We start from the raw sequence: 18192 nt of genomic DNA, 5'->3' as shown, positions 1-18192 counted from the left end.
GACTTTCTTCACCGCATGGACCTCCCCGCCCTCGCCCCCGGCAAGCGCTACACCCTGCCCCGCCCGTTCGGCTCGGCCGATGCACTGCTGCTCGCGCGCTTCGCCGAGCAGCGCGCCGCGCAGGGGCAGATCACCGCCGTCATCAGTGCCGAACCGGCCGACACGCAGCGGCTGCAGGACGAACTGGCCTTCTTCGCGCCAGGCTTGCGCGTCGCCGTGTTCCCCGACTGGGAGACGCTGCCCTACGACAGCTTCTCGCCGCACCAGGACCTGATCTCCGAGCGGCTGGCCACGCTGTGGCGCATCCTGCATGCGCGGAGCGAGGGCGCGATCGACGTGGTGCTGATGCCGGCGACCACGGCATTGCTGCGGCTCGCGCCGCCGTCCTTCCTGGCGGCCTACACCTTCCACTTCGTTCAGAAGCAGAAGCTCGACGAGGCGGCGCTGAAGGCCCAGCTCACGCTGGCCGGCTACCAGCACGTGAGCCAGGTGGTGTCGCCCGGCGAGTACGCGGTGCGCGGCGGGCTGATTGACCTGTTCCCGATGGGCTCCCCGGTGCCCTATCGCGTGGACCTGTTCGACAACGAGGTCGACTCGATCCGCACCTTCGACCCCGACAGCCAGCGCAGCCTCTACCCGGTGCCCGAGGTGCGGCTGCTGCCGGGCCGCGAGTTCCCGATGGACGAGGCGGCCCGCACCGGTTTCCGCGCCCGCTGGCGCGAGAAGATGGAAGGCGACCCGAGCCGCTCGCGCCTCTACAAGGACATGGGCACCGGCCTGGCCGGTCCCGGCATCGAGTTCTACCTGCCGCTGTTCTTCGACGAGACGGCGACGGTGTTCGACTACCTCGGCGCCGCGGCCGAACTGGTGCTGCACGGCGAGGTCGATGCAGCGCTGAACAAGTTCTGGGGCGAGACGCGCGAGCGCCACCGCTTCCTGCAGCACGACCCCGAGCGGCCGATCCTGCCGCCGCAGGAGATCTACCTGCCGCCCGACGCCTTCTTCGCGCGCTGCAACGACCATGCGCAGCTGTCGCTGCGCGGCAGCGACCCGCTCGAATGGGTGCGCCCGCTGCCCGATCTGGCCGTCGAGCGCGGCACGCCCGACCCGCTGCGCAAGCTGGAGCAGCACCTCGCGAAGCAGGGCACCGACAGCACCGGCCCGCGCGTGCTGCTCGTCGCCGAGAGCGAGGGCCGACGCGAGAGCCTGCTGGAGCTGCTGCGCGACCACCAGCTGGAGCCGCCGACGGTCGCTTCGCTCGCGGACTTCGAGGCCGGCGATCACCGCTACGCGATCACCGTCGCGCCGCTGGCGAGCGGCTTCTTCTGGGTCCGTGGGTCGGGCACGCCCGGCATCCAGTTCGTCACCGAGACCGAGCTGTTCGACGCCGCACCCACGGTACGGCGCCGCCGCAAGCAGGAGCAGACCAGCGATGTCGACGCGCTGATTAAGGACCTGTCGGAGCTCAAGGTCGGCGACCCGGTGGTGCATGCCAACCACGGCATTGGCCGCTACGTGGGGCTGGTCAACATCGACCTGGGCGACGGGCCGAGCGAGTTCCTGCACCTCGAGTACGCCGACAAGGCGACGCTCTACGTGCCGGTCGCGCAGTTGCAGCTCATCAGCCGCTACACCGGCGTCAGCGCCGAGGAGGCGCCGCTGCACCGGCTGGGTTCCGGCCAGTGGGAGAAGGCCAAGCGCAAGGCGGCCGAGCAGGTGCGCGATACCGCCGCCGAGCTGCTGAACCTGTACGCGCGCCGCGCCGCCCGTGAAGGCCATGCCTTCCGCTTCTCGCCGCAGGACTACGAGGCCTTCGCCGCCAGCTTCGGCTTCGAGGAAACGGCCGACCAGCGCGCCGCGATCCACGCGGTGATCCAGGACCTGGTCAGCCCCAAGCCGATGGACCGTCTGGTGTGCGGCGACGTCGGCTTCGGCAAGACCGAGGTGGCGCTGCGTGCTGCCTTCGTCGCGGTCACCGGCGGCAAGCAGGTGGCGCTGCTGGCGCCGACCACGCTGCTGGCCGAGCAGCACTACCAGAACATCGCCGACCGCTTCGCCAAGTGGCCGGTCAAGGTGGCCGAGATGTCGCGCTTCCGCTCGGCCAAGGAGATCAAGGCGGCGATGGCCGGACTGGCCGAGGGCACGATCGACATCGTGGTCGGCACACACAAGCTGCTGAGCCAGGACACCAAGTTCGCCAACCTCGGGCTGCTGATCATCGACGAGGAGCACCGCTTCGGCGTGCGCCACAAGGAAGCCATGAAGGCGCTGCGCGCCGAGGTCGACGTGCTGACCCTCACCGCCACGCCCATCCCGCGCACCCTGGGCATGGCGCTCGAGGGCCTGCGCGACCTGAGCGTGATCGCCACCGCGCCACAGCGCCGGCTCGCCATCAAGACCTTCGTGCGCGGCGAGTCCAACGGCACCATCCGCGAGGCGGTGATGCGCGAGCTGAAGCGCGGCGGTCAGGTCTACTTCCTGCACAACGAGGTGGAGACCATCGAGAACCGCCGCCGCACGCTGGAGGAACTGCTTCCGGAAGCGCGCATCGCGGTCGCCCATGGCCAGATGCCCGAGCGCGAGCTGGAGCGGGTGATGCGCGAGTTCGTCGCGCAGAAGCACAACCTGCTGCTGTGCTCGACCATCATCGAGACGGGCATTGACGTGCCCACCGCCAACACCATCGTGATGAGCCGCGCCGACAAGTTCGGCCTGGCACAGCTGCACCAGCTGCGCGGGCGCGTCGGCCGCTCGCACCACCAGGCCTATGCCTACCTGCTGGTGCCCGATGTGGAAGGCCTCACCAAGCAGGCCGCGCAGCGCCTGCAGGCGATCCAGGACATGGAGGAGCTCGGCTCGGGCTTCTACCTCGCGATGCACGACCTGGAGATCCGCGGCGCTGGCGAGGTGCTGGGCGAGAACCAGAGCGGCAACATGATGGAGGTCGGCTTCCAGCTCTACAACGAGATGCTGGCCACCGCAGTGCGCGAGATGAAGGCCGGCCGCGAGCCTGATCTGCTGAACCCGGTGAACGTGGCCACCGACGTCAACCTGCACGCGCCGGCGCTGCTGCCCGACGCCTATTGCGGCGACGTGCATGTGCGCCTGTCGCTCTACAAGCGGCTGGCCAGCGCCGACCGGCTGGACAAGATCGACACCATGCTCGAGGAGATCGTCGACCGCTTCGGCAAGCTGCCGCCGCAGGCGCAGACGCTGTTCGACGTGCACCGCCTGCGCGTGCAGGCGCGCGCCTACGGTGTGCTCAAGATCGACGCCGGCCCGCAGGCCATGAGCATCGGCTTCCGGCCCGACGCGCCGGTCGACGCGCTGCGCATCATCGAGCTGGTGCAGAAGAACCGCCACATCAAGCTGGCCGGCAACGACAAGCTGCGCATCGAGAAGGCCCTGCCTGATCCGATGGCCCGCGCCCAGTTCATCCGCGACGTGCTGCGCTCGCTCGGCACGCCCACCCCCGCCCTTTCCGCATGAGCATGACGCCACCGACCGAGTTCGCCCCGGGATTGACCGTGCGGGGCATCGCGCCACCCCTGAAGCTGCCGGACTTCGGCCTGATCGCCTTCGACATGGACTCGACGCTGATCAACATCGAGTGCGTCGACGAGATCGCCGACGCGGCCGGTCGCAAGGCCGAGGTCGCGGCCATCACCGAGGCCGCGATGCGCGGCGAGATCGCCGACTACAAGGACAGCCTGCGACGGCGCGTGGCACTGCTGAAGGGCGTGCCGGTGACGGCGATGCAGCAGGTGCTCTCCCAGCGCCTGCAGCTCAACCCCGGCGCCGAGACGCTGGTGCGCGCCTGCCGGGCCGCGGGCCTGAGGACGCTGCTGGTCTCGGGCGGCTTCACCTTCTTCAGCGACCACGTGCGCGACCGGCTGGGCCTCGACTTCACCCGCAGCAACGTGCTCGAGGTGGCCGACGGCGCCCTCACTGGCCGGATGGTCGACCAGGACTGGGGCGACATCTGCGATGGCGAGGAGAAGCGGAAGATGCTGCTCGCCACCTGTGCGCAGCTGGGCATCGCGCCCTCGCGCGCGATCGCCATGGGCGACGGCGCCAACGACCTGCCGATGATGGGCGCTGCCGGCCTGTCGGTGGCCTACCACGCGAAGCCCGCGGTGCGGGCGCAGGCGATGGTATCGATCGAGCAGGGCGGGCTGGACCGTCTGCTCGAGGTGATGTCGCCGCACTGAGCGCTGCCCTGTCCCGGGGCAGGCCGGATCGCTCCGGCAGGAATGGTTTGTGCATAGCAGCAATCCATTACCAACCCCGGAGGGCCCCGCCATGCTCGATCGCACCGCCACGAAGTTCTCCCACGTCAAGCCGACCGACACCCACTTCCGCAGCGACGGCTTGCGCGATTTCTTCCTCTACCGCGATCTGGGCATCGCCGAGGCCACCAACGGCAAGGTGATCGCGCAGCTGGTGATCGCGAACAATGCACCGGAGAAAGGCACGGGGTGGCACCGCCATGAGGCGGAGTTCCACATCGTGATCATGCTCAGGGGCTGGGCGAAGTTCATGTACGAGGACCAGGAGACGCTGGTCTCTGCCGGCGACTGCGTGCACCAGCGCCCGGGCGTCCGCCACTTCCTGTTCGACTACTCGCCCGACATGGAGTACCTGGAAGTGGTCGGCCCGGCCGACTTCAAGACCATCGACGTCGATCCGGTCTGCGATATCCCGGCGCCCAAGGCCTGGTTCTGAGAACGCCGGGCCCGTTTCCGTCCCCCACCAGGGCGGGAGCGGGCCGTCGGTGACGGCGGGCGGTCAGAACTCGACTTCGAGTTCCTCCATCGACTCCGGCTCGGTCTTCGCGGCCGCGATCCATTCCTGCATCTCGGGCATCGACATCACCCGCAGGCAGTACTCGATGCAGGCGCGGTCGCTGATGCGCACGTCGTAGGTCTTGAGCCGCGTGACCACCGGCGCGTACATCGCATCGGCCATCGTGCGGTGCTCACCGAACAGCCATGGACCGCCGTAGCGCTTCAGGCAGTCCGACCAGATCTCGACCACGCGCTCGATGTCCGACTGCGCCCGGCTCCACACCTTGTAGCCCGGGAAGCTGCCCTTCAGGTTCATCGGCAGCGCCGAGCGCAGCGAGCTGAAGCCCGAGTGCATCTCGCCGCAGACGGCCCGGCAGTGCGCGCGCGCCGCACGATCGGCCGGCAGCAGCCCGGCCTTGGGCTTGATCTCGTGCAGGTACTCGGCGATCGCCAGCGTGTCCCACACGTCGACCTTGTCGTGGCGCAGCCGCGGCACCAGGATCGAAGGCGCCAGCAGCAGGATCTCGGCCTTCACGCCCGGATCGTCGGGCGGCAGGACGTGCTCGCTGAAGTCCAGCCCCGCGAAGCGCGCGAGCAGCCAGCCGCGCAGGGACCACGACGAATAGTTCTTGCTGCTGATCGTGAGCGTGGCCTTGGCCATGGTGCATCCGTCCTCCAGGTGCACTCCCTCCCGCAATCGCTGTGCCAGCCTGGGGCGGCGACTCCGCATGGCCTGCAACTTGCCTGCGGTGCCTTGCATGACCCCGCCTGTCGACGGGGGATGAGGCAGCCCATGATGTACCAGGCCTACCAGAACCACACCGATCTGCTGGCGCCGCTCCAGACGGCGGCCAGTACCGCAGCGAGCTACCTCAGCCACGAGTGGTTCGTCCTGAAGCAGCTGCCGGCGGTGCGCAAGCTGGCTGCCGCCTGCGAGGTGTTCTCGCTCGCCAGGCTGACGCACCAGCGGCCCGAGTTCCGCATCAGCTCCGTGCGGGTCGGCGAGCGCGAGCTGAAGGTGCGCGAGGAGGTGGTGACCAGCACGCCCTTCGCCACCCTGCTGCGCTTCGTGCGCGAGGACGCTCCGGCCGACCAGCCGCGCGTGCTGATCGCCGCGCCGCTGTCGGGCCACTTCGCCACGCTGCTGCGCGACACGGTGCGCACGATGATGGCCGACCACGACGTCTACATCACCGACTGGCACAACGCCCGCCATGTGCCGCTGGCCGAGGGGCCGTTCGGCCTGGACGAGTACATCGACCACCTGATCCTGTTCCTGGAGACCATAGGCCCCGGCTCGCACCTGATGGCGATCTGCCAGCCCTGCGTGCCGGCGCTGGCCGCGGTGGCGCTGATGAGCGAGGACGACAACCCGGCGCAGCCGCGCAGCATGTCGCTGATGGCCGGCCCGATCGACTGCCGCATCAACCCGACCGAGGTGAACAAGCTCGCGACCAGCAAGCCGATCGAGTGGTTCGAGAAGAACCTGGTACACGACGTGCCGCTGCGCTATGCCGGCGCGATGCGGCGCGTGTACCCCGGCTTCCTGCAGCTCACCGCCTTCATGAGCATGAACCCGGACCGGCACCGCAAGGCCTTCGCCGACCTGTACCACCACATCGCCACCGGCGACATCGAGAAGGCCGAGGCCACGCGGCAGTTCTACGAGGAGTACTTCGCCGTCAACGACCTGGCCGCCGAGTTCTATCTGGAGACCGTGAAACTGGTGTTCCAGGACTACGCGCTGGCGCAGGGCGACCTGAACTACCGCGGCCGCACCGTCGACACCCGAGCGATCCGCCGCACCGCGCTCTTCACCGTCGAGGGCGAGCGCGACGACATCTGCTCGATCGGCCAGACCGTCGCCGCGCACGACCTGTGCGGTGGCCTCGCCCCCTTCCGCAAGACCCACCACGTGCAGCTCGGCGTGGGCCACTACGGCGTGTTCAGCGGCCGGCGCTGGCAGCAGCAGATCTACCCACGGGTGCGCGAGCTGATCCACGTGAGCCAGTGACGGCCCGTTCCGGGCCTGCGGCGCCGCAGCCCGGGCTTCGCCGCTAGACTGATCCTCCATGAAGAGGATGAAGATCGATTTCGTGTCCGATGTGGTCTGCCCCTGGTGCGCCATCGGCCTGAACGCGCTGGAGCAGGCCATCCAGCGCCTGGACGGCGAGCTGTCCGTCGAGCTGCATGTCCAGCCCTTCGAGCTGAACCCGCAGATGCCGCCCGAAGGCGAGGAGATCGTGGCCCACCTCACGCGCAAGTACGGCATCACACCGGAGGACTGCGCGCGTAACTCCGAGATGATCCGCCTGCGTGGTGAGACCGTGGGCTTCCGCTTCGGCCGCCGAAGCCGCACCTACAACACCTTCGACGCCCACCGGCTGCTGCACTGGGCCGGCCTCGAAGGCCGCCAGCGCGAACTGAAGCACGCACTGCTGCGCGCCTACTTCACCGACGGCGAGAACGTCGCCGACCCCGGCCTGCTGGTGAGCGTGGCGGGCGAGGCGGGGCTCGACCCGCAGCGCGCGCAGGCTCTGCTGGCGTCGGACGAGTTTGCCGCCGAAGTGCGCGAACAGGAGCAGCTCTGGCTCGACCGTGGCATCCATTCGGTGCCCTCGATCGTCATCGACGGCCGGCACCTGGTTCAAGGCGGCCAGCCGGTCGAGGTGTTCGAGCAGGTATTGCGGGAGCTGGCCGGGCGGGCGTGAAAGGCCCGTCGTCCGGCACCGACTCACCATCCCGCACCGGCACTCGTTCAGCGCGGCACCGCCTCCAGGATCCGGCCGGCCAGCGCGTCATAGTCGCCGCCGAAGTGGTGCCCGCCCGGCAGCACGAGCGCGCGCACGTGCTTCGGTGCGAGCTGGGGGCACAGCGAATCGCGCTCGTCGCTGCCGTGGATGCACAGCGTGCCCGCGGCCGACAGCTTCTGGGCCTCGGGGGCGATCGGGCGGTCGCCGCTGGCGCCGATCCAGTGGGTCACGTGGAACTCGAACGCTGCCTTCTGGCCCAGGCCGAGCAGCGCCGTCAGTTGCACGCTGGCGCGCGTGCGGGCCGGCAGTCGGTTGATCGCGAAGGGCAGCACGTCGGCGCCCTGCGAGTAGCCGATCAGCAGCACCTCGCTGCGCTGCCAGCGTGCGGCGTAGTAGCGGATCAGACGGTCGAGGTCGGCGGCCAGGCCCTCGGGCGTGCGCGCGCTCCAGAAGTAGCGCAGCGAATCGAAACCGGCCACCGGAACGCCCTGCTTCGCCAGCGCGGCGGCAATGCTCTTGTCGATCCCGGCCCAGCCGCCGTCCCCCGACAACAGCACCGCGAAGCGCCGAGCGTTGCCCGCGTCGCTGCCGGCCGCCGCCGTCGCCGGCACCTCGACGATCGGCAGGTCGGCCAGCTGGGCCGGTGGCGCGCCGAGCGACACGCGGTGGGTGGCCAGGCGCGCATAGGCCGCGTCAAAGCCCGCGGTGCCATCGTTGCCTGTCGTGGCGGCCGGCGCGCCCGACGGCAGCGGCACCCAACGGGCCTGCGGGACGCGCGCGACGAAGGCCTGGGCCGTGCTCGCGCTGCAGGCGGCGGTCTCGCTGCCGCTCTGCACCGCCGCCCAGGGCGCGACCGCCTGCGTCGCCGGTTGCAGTTCCACGCCGCGACCACCGGTCGCCGCCTGCCAGCGCAGCGCGTTGGTGGCGCACAGCGGGGTCCTGTCGTCCAGGCGCGGGCAGAAGCCCAGCGACAGCGCCGACACGAAGCTGCCGGCCGGCGCCTGCGCCATCACCCCGTAGGCGAAGGCGGCTCGAGATGCGCCGGCACCGACCAGCATCGGCTCCAGGTAGGTCGGCAGCTTCTCGATGGCCTGCACCTGGTGGGCCAGGTTCTCGAAGGCGCCCGCCGCGTACAGGCAGCTGCCGCCCTGCGCCTCGAGCCGGCGATGGAACGGCGCCAGCGGCACGGCCGCCACCAGGGCGCCGGCCTTCGTCATGGACTGCGCCAGTTGCCGCTCGGTCGCGTCGGGCCCGGCCTCGTCGGCCAGCAGCAGCACGAACTGCTTCACCTCGCCCGCGGGCCGAAAGACCTGCACGCCGGTGAACAGGCCGTGCGACACCGTCTGCGCGGCCGCGGCGGCCGGCTTCTGCAACGGTGCCGACGCCGGCGGCGCCGGACGGGCCGGTGCCGCCACCGACGCCATGCCCGCGGCAGCCAGCGCCACCGCGAACGCGAGTGCGGGTGCGGGTGCGCGCGCCACGCTCATTTGGCGATCACGCCCTTGACGCCGCCGCCAATCAATGCGGCCACGTCGACCAGCACGAACAGCGGCGCCACGCCGCCGGGTGCGGCTAGGTAGCGCGCCTCCCAGACCGGCTCGAACTTGTCCTTGAACCTGTGCAGGCCGCGGAAGTTGTAGAAGCGCTCGCCGTGCTCGAACAGCAGCCGCCCCAGCCGCTGCCAGCGCGGCGCGCGGCGCCGTTCGGCCATGCCGGCCATCGGCGACATGCCCAGGCCGAAGCGCTGGTAGCCCTGGGCCTGCAGGTACAGCATGATCTTGGCGAACAGGAAGTCCATCGTGCCGGGCGGCGACTCCGGCAGGTGGCGCATCAAATCGATGCTGGCCTCGTCCTTCGCGTCGGTCGCTAGCAGGTTGGCGAAAGCGATGATGCGGCCTTCGCGCCGCACCACGGCGACCGGCAGTTGCTGCAGGTAGCGCTCGTCGAAGCGGCCGACCGAGAAGCCCTTCTCGCGCGACTTCTGCTGGCCGAGCCAGGCATCGGACACGGCGTGCAGTTCCGGCAGCGCCGCGCCCACCGCCGCCGGCGGCAGCACCTCGAAGCTCAGGCCCTCGCGCTCCCCGCGGTTCACGCCGGAGCGCAGGTTGGCGCGCTTGGCACCCTTGAGATCGAAGTCGGGCAAGGTGACGTGCGCATGCTCGCCCAGCTTGAAGGCCTGCAGGCCGCAGTCCAGGTAGAGCGGCAGCGCGACCGGCCGGACCTGGTAGAAGGCCGCGCGGCCTCCATGCGCCGCCGCCAGTTCGACGAAGCGCCACACCAGGTCGGGCCACTCGCGCGCGTCACCCATCGGGCCGAACAGCGACACCCAGGAGCGGCCCTGCTTGCCGAACATCAGGAAGCTGCGGCCCGACGGCGAGAACAGCAGGTGCTTGTCGCCGACCAGCGCATAGCAGCCGTCGGACGACGGGCTGCTCCGCACCACCGCCGCCGCGCGCGCGATCTCCTCGGCCGTGGCCGGCGCCGCGCCGCCGGCCGGCGGGCGCAGCAACTGCCAGAGGCCGAACGCCAGGCCGATCAATGCCACGCCCATCAGCGCGCGCAGCGAGCGCGGCGCATGCGCGTCGAGCTCGAACTGCCACCACAGCCGGTTGCTGTAGGCGACCTCCTGATAGGCGAAGAACAGCACCCACACGCAGGCGGCGATCACGCCGCCCAACGCCAGCAGCCACCCGGGCTCGAGACGCTGCGCGAACAGCGAGGAGCGGCGGTCGAACTGCCGGCGCGAGATCAGCAGCAGCAGCGCCAGCGTCGACAGCAGCGCCGCCTCGTGCAGCGCAATGCCCTTGGGCAGCGCCAGCACCGCCGCCACGACCGCCAGCACCAGCGCCGCCCACCAGGCCGCGTCGAGCCGGTGCAGCAGCCCGCGCGCGACCAGCAGCAACCCCAGGCCGGCGACGCTACCGAGGAAATGCGAGGCCTCGATCAGCGGCAGCGGCAGGTCGAGCGCTGCGAGGATCTGCCGCGCATCCTCGGTCACCGGCGTGACGCCCGAGACCAGCAGCCACAGGCCGGCCACCAGCGTCAGCGCAGCCATCAACCGAGGACTGAGGCGCACCGCCAGACGGCCGACCGGCGCGGCCACGCCGGAGCGCAGTTCGTAGGACGCCAGCAGCGCCGTGGCGAGCACCAGCGGCAGCACGTAGTAGAGACCGCGGTAGAGCAGCAAGGCGCCCAGCATCGCCTCGGTCGGCACGTGCGCGCCGCTGGCCAGCAGCATCACCGCCTCGAACACGCCCACGCCGCCTGGCACATGGCTCAGGATGCCGGCCGTGATCGCGATGGCATAGAAGGCCATGAAGGTCGGCAGCGCGATGCGGTCGTCGGGCAGCAGGAACCACAGTGCCGCGGCCGACGCGCCGAGCTCGAGCGCCGAGATCACCAGCTGGCGCAACGCCAGGCCCGCCGACGGCAGCCGCAGCGTCCAGCGCGGGCCCACATTCAGCGTGCGCTGCCGCAGGCACAGCACCAGAAAGACAGCCAGCGCCAGCAGCAGCACCGCGGCGCCGGCGCGCAAGCCTCCTGGCCGCGTGTGCAGCAGCGACGCCACGTCGTCGGCCCCCCACAGCAGCCCGAGCGCGCCGAAGGCGGTGATGCCCAGCGTGAACGCGGCAGCGTTGAAGGCGATCACCCGCGCGATCTGCGGCGGCGCCAGTCCGGCCGCGGCGTACAGCCGCATCCGCACCGCGCCGCCGGTAAGCGGGCCGAGGCCGATGGTGTTGGCCAGCGCGTAGGCGACGAACGAGGTCAGCAGCACCGTGCTGCGCCCGACCCTGGCGCCTGCATAGACCAGCGCCGACGCGTCATACCCGGCCAGCGCGAGGTAGCTCGCCGCGGTGGCGAGCAGCGCGAACGCGATGTCCGACGGCGGCGTGGCGTGCATCGCGGCCATCACGTCGGCATAGCGCACCTCGCGCAGCAGGCCCTGCAGCGCCAGCGCCACGGCACCCGCCAGCAGCATGGCCAGTGTCGTGAGCACCCAGGGCCGCAGGCGCGGCCACCACTCGCCCAGCCAGGGCGCGGGCGGTCGGGGTCCGAGCAGCGACGCGGGGCTGGGCTCGGTCACGGGGCAGCGGCCCTGCGGCAGGCGATCGCGCTCAACCGGCCGGCGACGGCATCACGACGACGCCGTCTTCATCGGCATACAGCCAGTCTCCCACCCGCACCCACACGCCCTGCACCTGCACCGCCACGTCGCGCTGGCCCTCGTTGCGCTTCTCGGTCGGCAGCGGCATCAGCGCCAGCGCGCGGATGCCCACCGCGCTGGCCGCCAGTTCCGCCGCGTCGCGCACGCAGCCGTTCACCAGCACGCCGGCCCAGCCGTTCTTCGCGGCGGCCGCGCCGATGTTGCCGCCGACCAGCGCGCGGCGCAGCGAGCCGCCGCCGTCGACCACCAGCACGCGGCCCTGGCCGGGTTCGTCGAGCGCGAGCTTCACCAGGCTGTTGTCCTCGAAGCACTTCACCGTGCTCACCGGCCCGGCGAACTTGGCGACGCCGCCGTAGCTGTGGAACACCGGCGGCAGCACGCGGAAGGCGCCGTCGGTGTCGTTCTTGTGCTCGTCGCACAGGTCGCAAACTGCAAATTCGAGGGCCGGGCGGCTCATGCGTTCTCCACTTTCCTGATCGGGGGTTTCACGTCCTCGCGGCGCGGCGGCAGCATCGGCTGGTGCTCGCGCGCGGGGTTGAGGATGATGGCGGTCGAGGTCTCGGCGAGGATGCAGAACCTGGTGACCACCGCGTCGAGATGCGCCACGTCGATCACGGCGATCTCGAGGATCCAGCTGTCCTCGCCGGTCACGTTGTAGGCATTGATGACCTCGGGCGTCTGCTGCACCAGCTTCACCACCCGCGCGTACTCGGCGCGGCCCACGCGGATCATCGCGCGGATGCCGTAGCCCAGCGCCTGCAGGTTGACCGTGGCGCGGTAGCCGGTGATGACGCCGGCCGCCTCGAGCTTGCGCACGCGCTCGGTCACGGCGGGCTGGCTCAGGTGGACGCGCCGGCCCAGCTCGGCCATGCTCAGCCGGGCCTCGGCCTGCAGTTCGGCCAGGATGCGCGTGTCGTAGGCGTCGAGACTCATCGCGGCGGACATGATGAAGCCTAGCACGCGACTTTCCTGCAAATCGAAGGCGGCGACGCTGTCTTTCCTTGATTGCGCTCTTCAGGCGCCGCGCCCGGCTTCGTAGCATGTGCGCATGAGTTCGCTGGCCCCTCCCCTGCACCTGCCGCGCCCTGGGCTGACGCCGCTGGTGATCGCCTGCCTCGCCGCCACCTGGCTGGTCTGGGGGTCGACCTACCTCGCGATCAAGTTCGCGCTGATCAGCTTCCCGCCCTTCCTGCAGATGGGCTCGCGTTTCTTCGTCGCCGGCGCGTTGCTGGCCGCGTGGATGCGCTGGGTGAAGCGTGCGCCGTGGCCGAATGCCCGGCAGTGGCGGAACGCACTGCTGGTCGGCGCGCTGATGCTCGGCGGAGGCATGGGCGGCACCGCCTATGCCGAGCAGAGCGTGGGCTCCGGCCTCGTGGTCGCCTTCATCGCCGTGGTGCCGGTCATGATGGCGGCCGGCCTGATGCTGTGGCGCGTATTCCCGAGCCGACTGGAGGCGGCCGGCATCGCCATCGGCCTGGGCGGGGTGCTGATGCTGACCCAGGGCGCCGGCTTCCAGGCCTCGGCCGCCGGCCTGACGGCGATCGCGCTGGCCTGCCTGACCTGGACCGCCGGCAGCCTGCTGAGCCAGCGCCGCACGCCGCTGGCGCCCGGCGCGATGGGCTTCGCGAGCGAGATGCTCTGCGGCGGCGCGGTGCTGCTGGCGATGGCCGCGCTGCATGGCGAATACGCCACGTTCGCTCGCCAGTGGCCCCCGGCACCACTGGCCGTGGCGGCCTGGCTCTACCTGGTGGTGTTCGGCTCGCTGATCGCCTTCAACGCCTACATGCTGCTGCTCGCGAAGGCGTCGCCGGGACTGGCGTCGAGCTACTGCTTCGTGAACCCGGTGATCGCACTGCTGCTCGGCGTGTGGCTCGGCGGCGAGACCGTCAGCGGCTACGAGTGGGCCGCGGCCGGCGTGGTGCTGGTCGGCGTGGTGCTGCTGCTCGCCGGTCGGCGGCCCGCGGCGGCCTGAGTCCGGCGCGGACGCTCAGGGCTTCGCGTCGATACGCGATGCGCGCAGCAACACCGCACCGTCGGCATCGGCCAGCGTCAGAAAACCGTGCGGCGGGACTCGTGCGGTGGCGGCCCGCTCCAGCGCCGTGAGCACGCGGTCTTCCTGCTCCATGGCCTGGGTGGCGCAAGCCATGCGCGTCGTGACGATGGGGCCGATCTTCAGCGTGTTGCCGCTGAGCGTGTAGCGACCACGCAGCGTGTTGCAGCTGCCGTTGCCGGCGAGCTGGCCGTCGGGCCCGAAGTCGACGCGGGCCGCGCTGCGATCCAGCAACGGCTCGCTGCGGGCCTGCTCGATGCGCCACGCGCCGAGCACGGCCGGGTCGGGCGCCGCAGCCACGTTCGGTGGGGTGGGCGCGGGGACCGGCGCCGGGGCGGAAGCGGGCGGCGAAGGTTGCGAAGGCGCCGGCGCCGGAACGGGAATCGGCACCACGCAGGCGCCGAGGCTGAGGCAAGCCATCACGGCAAGGGTCGATCGCAGGGGGTGCATGGCAGAACTCCTCGGGATTCAGGTGTGACGCCGCTGCAGTGCGGTGGCGCGGATCGCGCTCAGCGTGCTGCGCGTGGTGCTGACCTCGGTGTCGAGTATCAGGTGCAGCAAGGTCGGTTCGTCGCGCGCCAGCGCGGCGCCGAAGGCTGGTGCGAAGGCTTCGGTGCGCTCGATGCGCTCGGCCACCCAGCCGAAGGCCCGCGCCAGCCCCACGAAGTCGGGATTCACCAGATCGCTGCCACTGACGCGGCCCGGGAACTCGCGTTCCTGGTGCATGCGGATCGTGCCGTAGCTCGCGTTGTCGACCAGCACCACGATGGGCCGGGCCCCGTGCGCCCGCGCCGTGGCGAGTTCCTGCACCGTCATCAGCCCGTCGCCGTCGCCGGTGAAGGCGACGACGCAGCGGCCCGGCAGCAGCAGGTTGGCCGCGATGGCAGCGGGGATGCCATAGCCCATGGCCCCCGAGGTCGGCGAGAGCTGGCTGCCGAGGCCACGGTAGCGCCAGTAGCGGTGCAGCCAGCCGCTGAAGTTGCCGGCCCCGTTGGTGACCACGGTATCAGCCGGTGCGAGCCGCTGCACGGTCTTCACGACCTCGGCCAGGTCGAGCGGCGCAACCGGCAGCGGCACGAGGTTGGCCTGGTAGTCGGCCTGCGCCGCGGCGGCCCAGGCCGACCATGGCACGGCAGCCGGTGCCGCCAGCGTTTCCAGCGCGCGCGCCGCGTTCGCCATCGAAGATTGCAGCAGCAGGTCGGCGGCGTAGACGCTGCCCAGTTCCTCTGCGCCGGCGTGAACGTGGATCAGCGTCTGCCGCGGACGCGGCGCGGCCAGCAGTGCATAGCCGCCGGTGGTCATCTCGCCCAGCCGCGGACCGACGGCCAGCACTAGGTCGGCATCGCGCACCCGCTCGGCCAGCTTCGGGTTCACGCCGATGCCCACATCGCCGGCGTAGAGCGGGTGGTGGTTGTCAAACAGATCCTGGAAGCGGAAGGCACAGGCCACGGGCAGCTGCCAGTTCTCTGCGAAGCGCTGCAGCGCCTGCACCGCACCGGCATCCCAGCCGCTGCCGCCGGCGAGCAGCAAGGGCCGTTGCGCGGCGAGCAGCCGGGTGCGCACCTCGCGCAGCGCGCCGGGCGCGGGCCAGGCCTGGGCCGGCTCCACGCGCGGCAGCACCGGCGCGGCGGTCGGCGTGCGCAGCATGTCCTCGGGCAGCGCCAGCACCACCGGCCCGGGACGGCCCTGCATCGCGAGGTGGAAGGCCTTCGCCACGTACTCGGGCAGGCGGTCGGCGCTGGCCACCTCGCCCACCCATTTGGCGAAGCCGCCGCTGTTCGGACCGAACACCGCGCGGTAGTCGAGTTCCTGGAAGGCCTCGCGGTCACGCACCTCGGCCCCCACCTGGCCGATGAACAGCACCATCGGCGTGCTGTCCTGGAAGGCGGTGTGCAGGCCAACGGCGGCGTTGGCGGCACCCGGTCCGCGCGTGACGAAGCAGATGCCGGGGCGGCGCGTCAGCTTGCCCTGGGCTTCGGCCATGAAGGCTGCCCCGCCCTCCTGGCGGCAGCTGACGAAGCGGATGCGCCCGGCGTGCTCGACAAAGCCGTCGAGCACCGGCAGGAAGCTCTCGCCCGGCACGCCGAAGCAGGTGCCGACGCCTTGAGCGATCAGCGCCTCGACCAGCGCATGGCCGGCCAGACGCGCAACGGGAGTGTGCATGGGCGGCACTGTAGCCGCGGCGTCGCGCTCCGCGCTGTCCCCGTGCTGGCGCCTCGGACTCAGGTCGCGAGCACCGGCACGGCGCGGCCGCGCGCGATGCGCAGACCGACCATCGAGGCCGACATCACGCCCAGCAACATCATCAGCGCCGCGCCGTGGAACACGCTGTTCGGCTGCCCGTGGTCGAGCAAGGCGCCGAACAGCGGCGCGGCGAGCGCGAACCCGATGTCCAGGCCCGAGTACACGGTGCCGTAGACACGGCCGGTGGCCCCCGGCGGCGCGGCGCGCTTGATCAGCATGTCGCGCGACGGCCCGGCGAGCCCGGTCCCGAAACCGGCCAGCGAGGCTGCCGCCGCCGCAGCGAGGCCCGGCAACCAGCCGGTGCCGGTGAGCAGCAGCAGGCCGGCCGATGCCGCCATCGCGTAGCCGATGGTGCGCTCCAGACGCTGGATGCGCGTGACCAGGAAGCCGCCGATCACCATGCCGGCTGCGCCGCACAGCATGTAGCCGGTCACGACGAAGGCGGTCACGGTCAGCGGCAGGCCGTACATCTGCTGCAGCGCCGGGCTGGCGAAGCTCTGGATCGCCGTGAGTGCCGCCGTGGTCCAGAAGAAGAAGGCGAAGCACAGCCATACCGAGGGCAGCTTCAGGAAGGCCATCGGGTGCTCTTCGGGCAGATCCGTGATGCCGGCCTTGGACTCGTGGGCCCAGTTGCTGGCGCGGTCGTCGATCGCCTCGCGGTTCAGCACCTGCACCACCAGCACCAGCAGCGCCACACCGCCTGCCGCCGCGGCGGCGATGCGCCAGGAGCCGGTGGCGGCAGTCAGCCCGGCCATGAACACAGGTCCGGCGGCCCAGCCCAGGTTGCCGGTGATGCCGTGGACCGAGAAGGCGTGACCCAGGCGCGGCGGCGAGACGCGCTTGTTCAGGATCGTGAAGTCGACCGGGTGGAAGGGCGAATTGCCAAGCCCGGCCAGCGCCGAGGCCAGCATCAGGCCGACATAGCCATGGGCCGTGGCTGCCATGAGCGCCGAAGCGACGAACAGCCCCAGGGCCAGGAACAGCACCGGCCGCGCGCCCACGCGGTCGACCAGGAAGCCGGCCAGCGCCTGGCCGATGCCCGACACCACGAAGAAGATGGTGACCAGCAGCCCGAGCTCGGAGTAGCTGAGGCCGAAGTCGCGGATGAAGGCCGGGAACAGCGGCGGCAACAGCATGTGGAAGAAGTGCGAGGTGCCGTGCGCCAGGCCGACCAGGCCGATGGTGCGGGCGTCCTGGCGCAGCGTGGCGCCGGCGGCAGGCGAAGAAGCGGGAACTGGAATCTGCATGCCCCGATGCTAGGTGGGGACGCTGCGGCGCGCTTACGATAGCGGGACAACTTCTATCGAGATCATGCCAAGACCGTCCAGCGCCCGCATCAAACCCGCCTCGACCAGCGTCGGCCCGCTGACGCCGCACCTGTTCACCCCCACCGCCGAGCGCCCGCTGCGCGCCAAGCAGCACACGCTGGCCACCGACACCCGGGTGGCGCCGCACAGTCATGCCTGGGCCCAGCTCGCTTGGTCGGCCACCGGCGTGATGCGGCTGACCGCCGAGCGCGGCACCTATCTCGTCCCACCCTCGCGTGCGGTGTGGGTACCGCCCGGCATCGAGCACGCGATCACCGTGGTGGAGACGGCCGAGCTGCGCACGCTGTACCTGCACCAGCGCCCCGGCCGCTGCGGGCCGCAGCGCAGCGACACGGTCGGCAGCGACTGGCGGCACTGCCGGGTGCTCGAGGTGTCGGAACTGCTGCGCGCGCTGATGCTGGCGCTGCCGACCAACCCGGACGGTGCATCACCGAGCGCAGACGAACTGGCGCGTGAGAAGCTGATCGCCCCGCTGCTGGCCGACGAATTGAAGCGCGCCGCGCCGGTGCCGTTGGGCGTCGCACTGCCGCAGGACAAGCGGCTGCGTGCGCTGTGCGAAGCGGTGCTCGACGACCCGACGCGCCACGAGACGCTGGCCGACTGGTCGCGCGACGTCGGTGCCAGCGAGCGCACGGTGGCGCGGCTGTTCCGCCAGGACCTGGGCACGAGCTTCGTGCAGTGGCGCCAGCAGGTGCTGCTGGCGCGCGCGCTGTCGCTGGCGGCGCGTGGCACGCCGATGGGCCAGATCGCCACCGAACTGGGCTACGCCAGCCCCAGCGCCTTCAGCGCGATGGTGCGGCGCTCGGTCGGAGCGCCGCCGAGTCGCTTCTTCGCGTCGGCTTGAGCCTGCGCGCTCGGCGAAAAT

General features: G+C 71.0%; 15 protein-coding genes. 7 read left to right on the top strand and 8 right to left on the bottom strand.

Annotated features, from left to right (window positions below; translation table 11 throughout):
• Positions 1 to 15 precede the first annotated feature (15 nt).
• The 3 genes from mfd to MPE_RS07905 all read left to right on the top strand — a co-directional run bounded on the left by mfd (position 16) and on the right by MPE_RS07905 (position 4725).
• Positions 16 to 3489: a transcription-repair coupling factor gene (gene mfd, locus MPE_RS07915; protein WP_041929591.1), complete on the top strand. Its 3474-nt coding sequence runs from the start codon at positions 16 to 18 to the stop codon at positions 3487 to 3489.
• 2 nt (positions 3490 to 3491) lie between these two features.
• Positions 3492 to 4211: a phosphoserine phosphatase SerB gene (serB, locus tag MPE_RS07910; protein WP_041929590.1), complete on the top strand. Its 720-nt coding sequence runs from the start codon at positions 3492 to 3494 to the stop codon at positions 4209 to 4211.
• A gap of 91 nt (positions 4212 to 4302) precedes the next feature.
• Positions 4303 to 4725 (top strand): cupin domain-containing protein, encoded by a 423-nt coding sequence (locus MPE_RS07905; RefSeq protein WP_011829166.1) that lies wholly within the window; start codon positions 4303 to 4305, stop codon positions 4723 to 4725.
• A gap of 63 nt (positions 4726 to 4788) precedes the next feature.
• Here the strand turns inward: MPE_RS07905 and MPE_RS07900 are convergent, their stop codons facing one another.
• Entirely contained in the window at positions 4789 to 5448 is a 660-nt protein-coding gene (locus tag MPE_RS07900) for a glutathione S-transferase family protein (RefSeq protein WP_011829165.1), read from the bottom strand.
• A 132-nt stretch (positions 5449 to 5580) separates the two neighbouring features.
• Here MPE_RS07900 and MPE_RS07895 point away from each other — a divergent pair, with 132 nt between their 5' ends.
• Both MPE_RS07895 and MPE_RS07890 read left to right on the top strand, forming a co-directional pair.
• Entirely contained in the window at positions 5581 to 6801 is a 1221-nt protein-coding gene (locus MPE_RS07895) for a polyhydroxyalkanoate depolymerase (protein WP_011829164.1), read from the top strand.
• Between the two features lie 58 nt (positions 6802 to 6859).
• On the top strand, positions 6860 to 7498 hold the full coding sequence (locus MPE_RS07890) for a DsbA family oxidoreductase (protein ID WP_011829163.1): 639 nt from the start codon (positions 6860 to 6862) through the stop codon (positions 7496 to 7498).
• 47 nt (positions 7499 to 7545) lie between these two features.
• On the opposite strand, the gene MPE_RS07885 is transcribed toward MPE_RS07890, so the two are convergent.
• Genes MPE_RS07885 through MPE_RS07870 form a run of 4 tightly spaced genes read right to left on the bottom strand, consistent with a single transcriptional unit; the run spans position 7546 to position 12650 of the window.
• A complete protein-coding gene (locus MPE_RS07885) occupies positions 7546 to 9027 on the bottom strand; it encodes an AcvB/VirJ family lysyl-phosphatidylglycerol hydrolase (protein ID WP_011829162.1) in 1482 nt (493 codons plus the stop codon).
• The gene (mprF, locus tag MPE_RS07880) at positions 9024 to 11624 is read right to left on the bottom strand and encodes a bifunctional lysylphosphatidylglycerol flippase/synthetase MprF (RefSeq protein ID WP_011829161.1); all 2601 of its coding nucleotides are present in this window, start codon (positions 11622 to 11624) and stop codon (positions 9024 to 9026) included. The genes MPE_RS07885 and mprF overlap by 4 nt, the downstream gene beginning before the upstream one ends.
• Before the next feature lie 31 nt (positions 11625 to 11655).
• Positions 11656 to 12162, bottom strand: a complete 507-nt coding sequence (gene rraA / locus MPE_RS07875) for a ribonuclease E activity regulator RraA (RefSeq protein WP_011829160.1) — start codon at positions 12160 to 12162, stop codon at positions 11656 to 11658.
• Positions 12159 to 12650, bottom strand: coding sequence for an Lrp/AsnC family transcriptional regulator (locus MPE_RS07870; RefSeq protein ID WP_036235574.1), 492 nt, complete (start codon positions 12648 to 12650; stop codon positions 12159 to 12161). The genes rraA and MPE_RS07870 overlap by 4 nt, the downstream gene beginning before the upstream one ends.
• Before the next feature lie 103 nt (positions 12651 to 12753).
• On the opposite strand from MPE_RS07870, the gene MPE_RS07865 reads away from it, so the two are divergent.
• A complete protein-coding gene (locus MPE_RS07865) occupies positions 12754 to 13677 on the top strand; it encodes an EamA family transporter (protein ID WP_011829158.1) in 924 nt (307 codons plus the stop codon).
• Between the two features lie 15 nt (positions 13678 to 13692).
• On the opposite strand, the gene MPE_RS22720 is transcribed toward MPE_RS07865, so the two are convergent.
• The 3 genes from MPE_RS22720 to MPE_RS07850 are packed head-to-tail and all read right to left on the bottom strand — an operon-like array spanning position 13693 to position 17246.
• Positions 13693 to 14205: an META domain-containing protein gene (locus MPE_RS22720; protein WP_011829157.1), complete on the bottom strand. Its 513-nt coding sequence runs from the start codon at positions 14203 to 14205 to the stop codon at positions 13693 to 13695.
• Positions 14206 to 14223: 18 nt separating this feature from the next.
• Complete coding sequence (locus MPE_RS07855) at positions 14224 to 15918, bottom strand: thiamine pyrophosphate-binding protein (protein ID WP_011829156.1); 1695 nt, start codon at positions 15916 to 15918, stop codon at positions 14224 to 14226.
• Positions 15919 to 15977: 59 nt separating this feature from the next.
• Positions 15978 to 17246 carry an MFS transporter gene (locus MPE_RS07850; RefSeq protein WP_011829155.1) on the bottom strand — a complete coding sequence of 423 codons (1269 nt, stop codon included), beginning with the start codon at positions 17244 to 17246 and terminating at the stop codon, positions 15978 to 15980.
• Positions 17247 to 17310: 64 nt separating this feature from the next.
• Here MPE_RS07850 and MPE_RS07845 point away from each other — a divergent pair, with 64 nt between their 5' ends.
• On the top strand, positions 17311 to 18171 hold the full coding sequence (locus MPE_RS07845; protein WP_011829154.1) for an AraC family transcriptional regulator: 861 nt from the start codon (positions 17311 to 17313) through the stop codon (positions 18169 to 18171).
• Positions 18172 to 18192 lie beyond the last annotated feature (21 nt).

The sequence above is a fragment of the Methylibium petroleiphilum PM1 genome (genome assembly GCF_000015725.1).
GTDB classification, from domain to species: domain Bacteria; phylum Pseudomonadota; class Gammaproteobacteria; order Burkholderiales; family Burkholderiaceae_C; genus Methylibium; species Methylibium petroleiphilum.
The sequence above is the reverse complement of the archived record's forward strand: the minus strand, read 5'-3'. Positions and strand labels throughout refer to the sequence as shown.

What these genes read in the sequence shown, in the direction of transcription:
- serB (WP_041929590.1), top strand. Translation starts at nt 3,492, where the DNA reads ATGACGCCACCGACCGAGTTCGCCCCGGGATTGACCGTGCGGGGCATC.
- MPE_RS07895 (WP_011829164.1), top strand. Translation starts at nt 5,581, where the DNA reads ATGATGTACCAGGCCTACCAGAACCACACCGATCTGCTGGCGCCGCTC.
- rraA (WP_011829160.1), bottom strand. Translation starts at nt 12,162, where the DNA reads ATGAGCCGCCCGGCCCTCGAATTTGCAGTTTGCGACCTGTGCGACGAG.
- MPE_RS07900 (WP_011829165.1), bottom strand. Translation starts at nt 5,448, where the DNA reads ATGGCCAAGGCCACGCTCACGATCAGCAGCAAGAACTATTCGTCGTGG.
- mfd (WP_041929591.1), top strand. Translation starts at nt 16, where the DNA reads ATGGACCTCCCCGCCCTCGCCCCCGGCAAGCGCTACACCCTGCCCCGC.
- MPE_RS07845 (WP_011829154.1), top strand. Translation starts at nt 17,311, where the DNA reads ATGCCAAGACCGTCCAGCGCCCGCATCAAACCCGCCTCGACCAGCGTC.
- MPE_RS07870 (WP_036235574.1), bottom strand. Translation starts at nt 12,650, where the DNA reads ATGTCCGCCGCGATGAGTCTCGACGCCTACGACACGCGCATCCTGGCC.
- MPE_RS07885 (WP_011829162.1), bottom strand. Translation starts at nt 9,027, where the DNA reads ATGAGCGTGGCGCGCGCACCCGCACCCGCACTCGCGTTCGCGGTGGCG.
- MPE_RS07905 (WP_011829166.1), top strand. Translation starts at nt 4,303, where the DNA reads ATGCTCGATCGCACCGCCACGAAGTTCTCCCACGTCAAGCCGACCGAC.
- MPE_RS07890 (WP_011829163.1), top strand. Translation starts at nt 6,860, where the DNA reads ATGAAGAGGATGAAGATCGATTTCGTGTCCGATGTGGTCTGCCCCTGG.
- MPE_RS07855 (WP_011829156.1), bottom strand. Translation starts at nt 15,918, where the DNA reads ATGCACACTCCCGTTGCGCGTCTGGCCGGCCATGCGCTGGTCGAGGCG.
- MPE_RS22720 (WP_011829157.1), bottom strand. Translation starts at nt 14,205, where the DNA reads ATGCACCCCCTGCGATCGACCCTTGCCGTGATGGCTTGCCTCAGCCTC.
- MPE_RS07865 (WP_011829158.1), top strand. Translation starts at nt 12,754, where the DNA reads ATGAGTTCGCTGGCCCCTCCCCTGCACCTGCCGCGCCCTGGGCTGACG.
- MPE_RS07850 (WP_011829155.1), bottom strand. Translation starts at nt 17,246, where the DNA reads ATGCAGATTCCAGTTCCCGCTTCTTCGCCTGCCGCCGGCGCCACGCTG.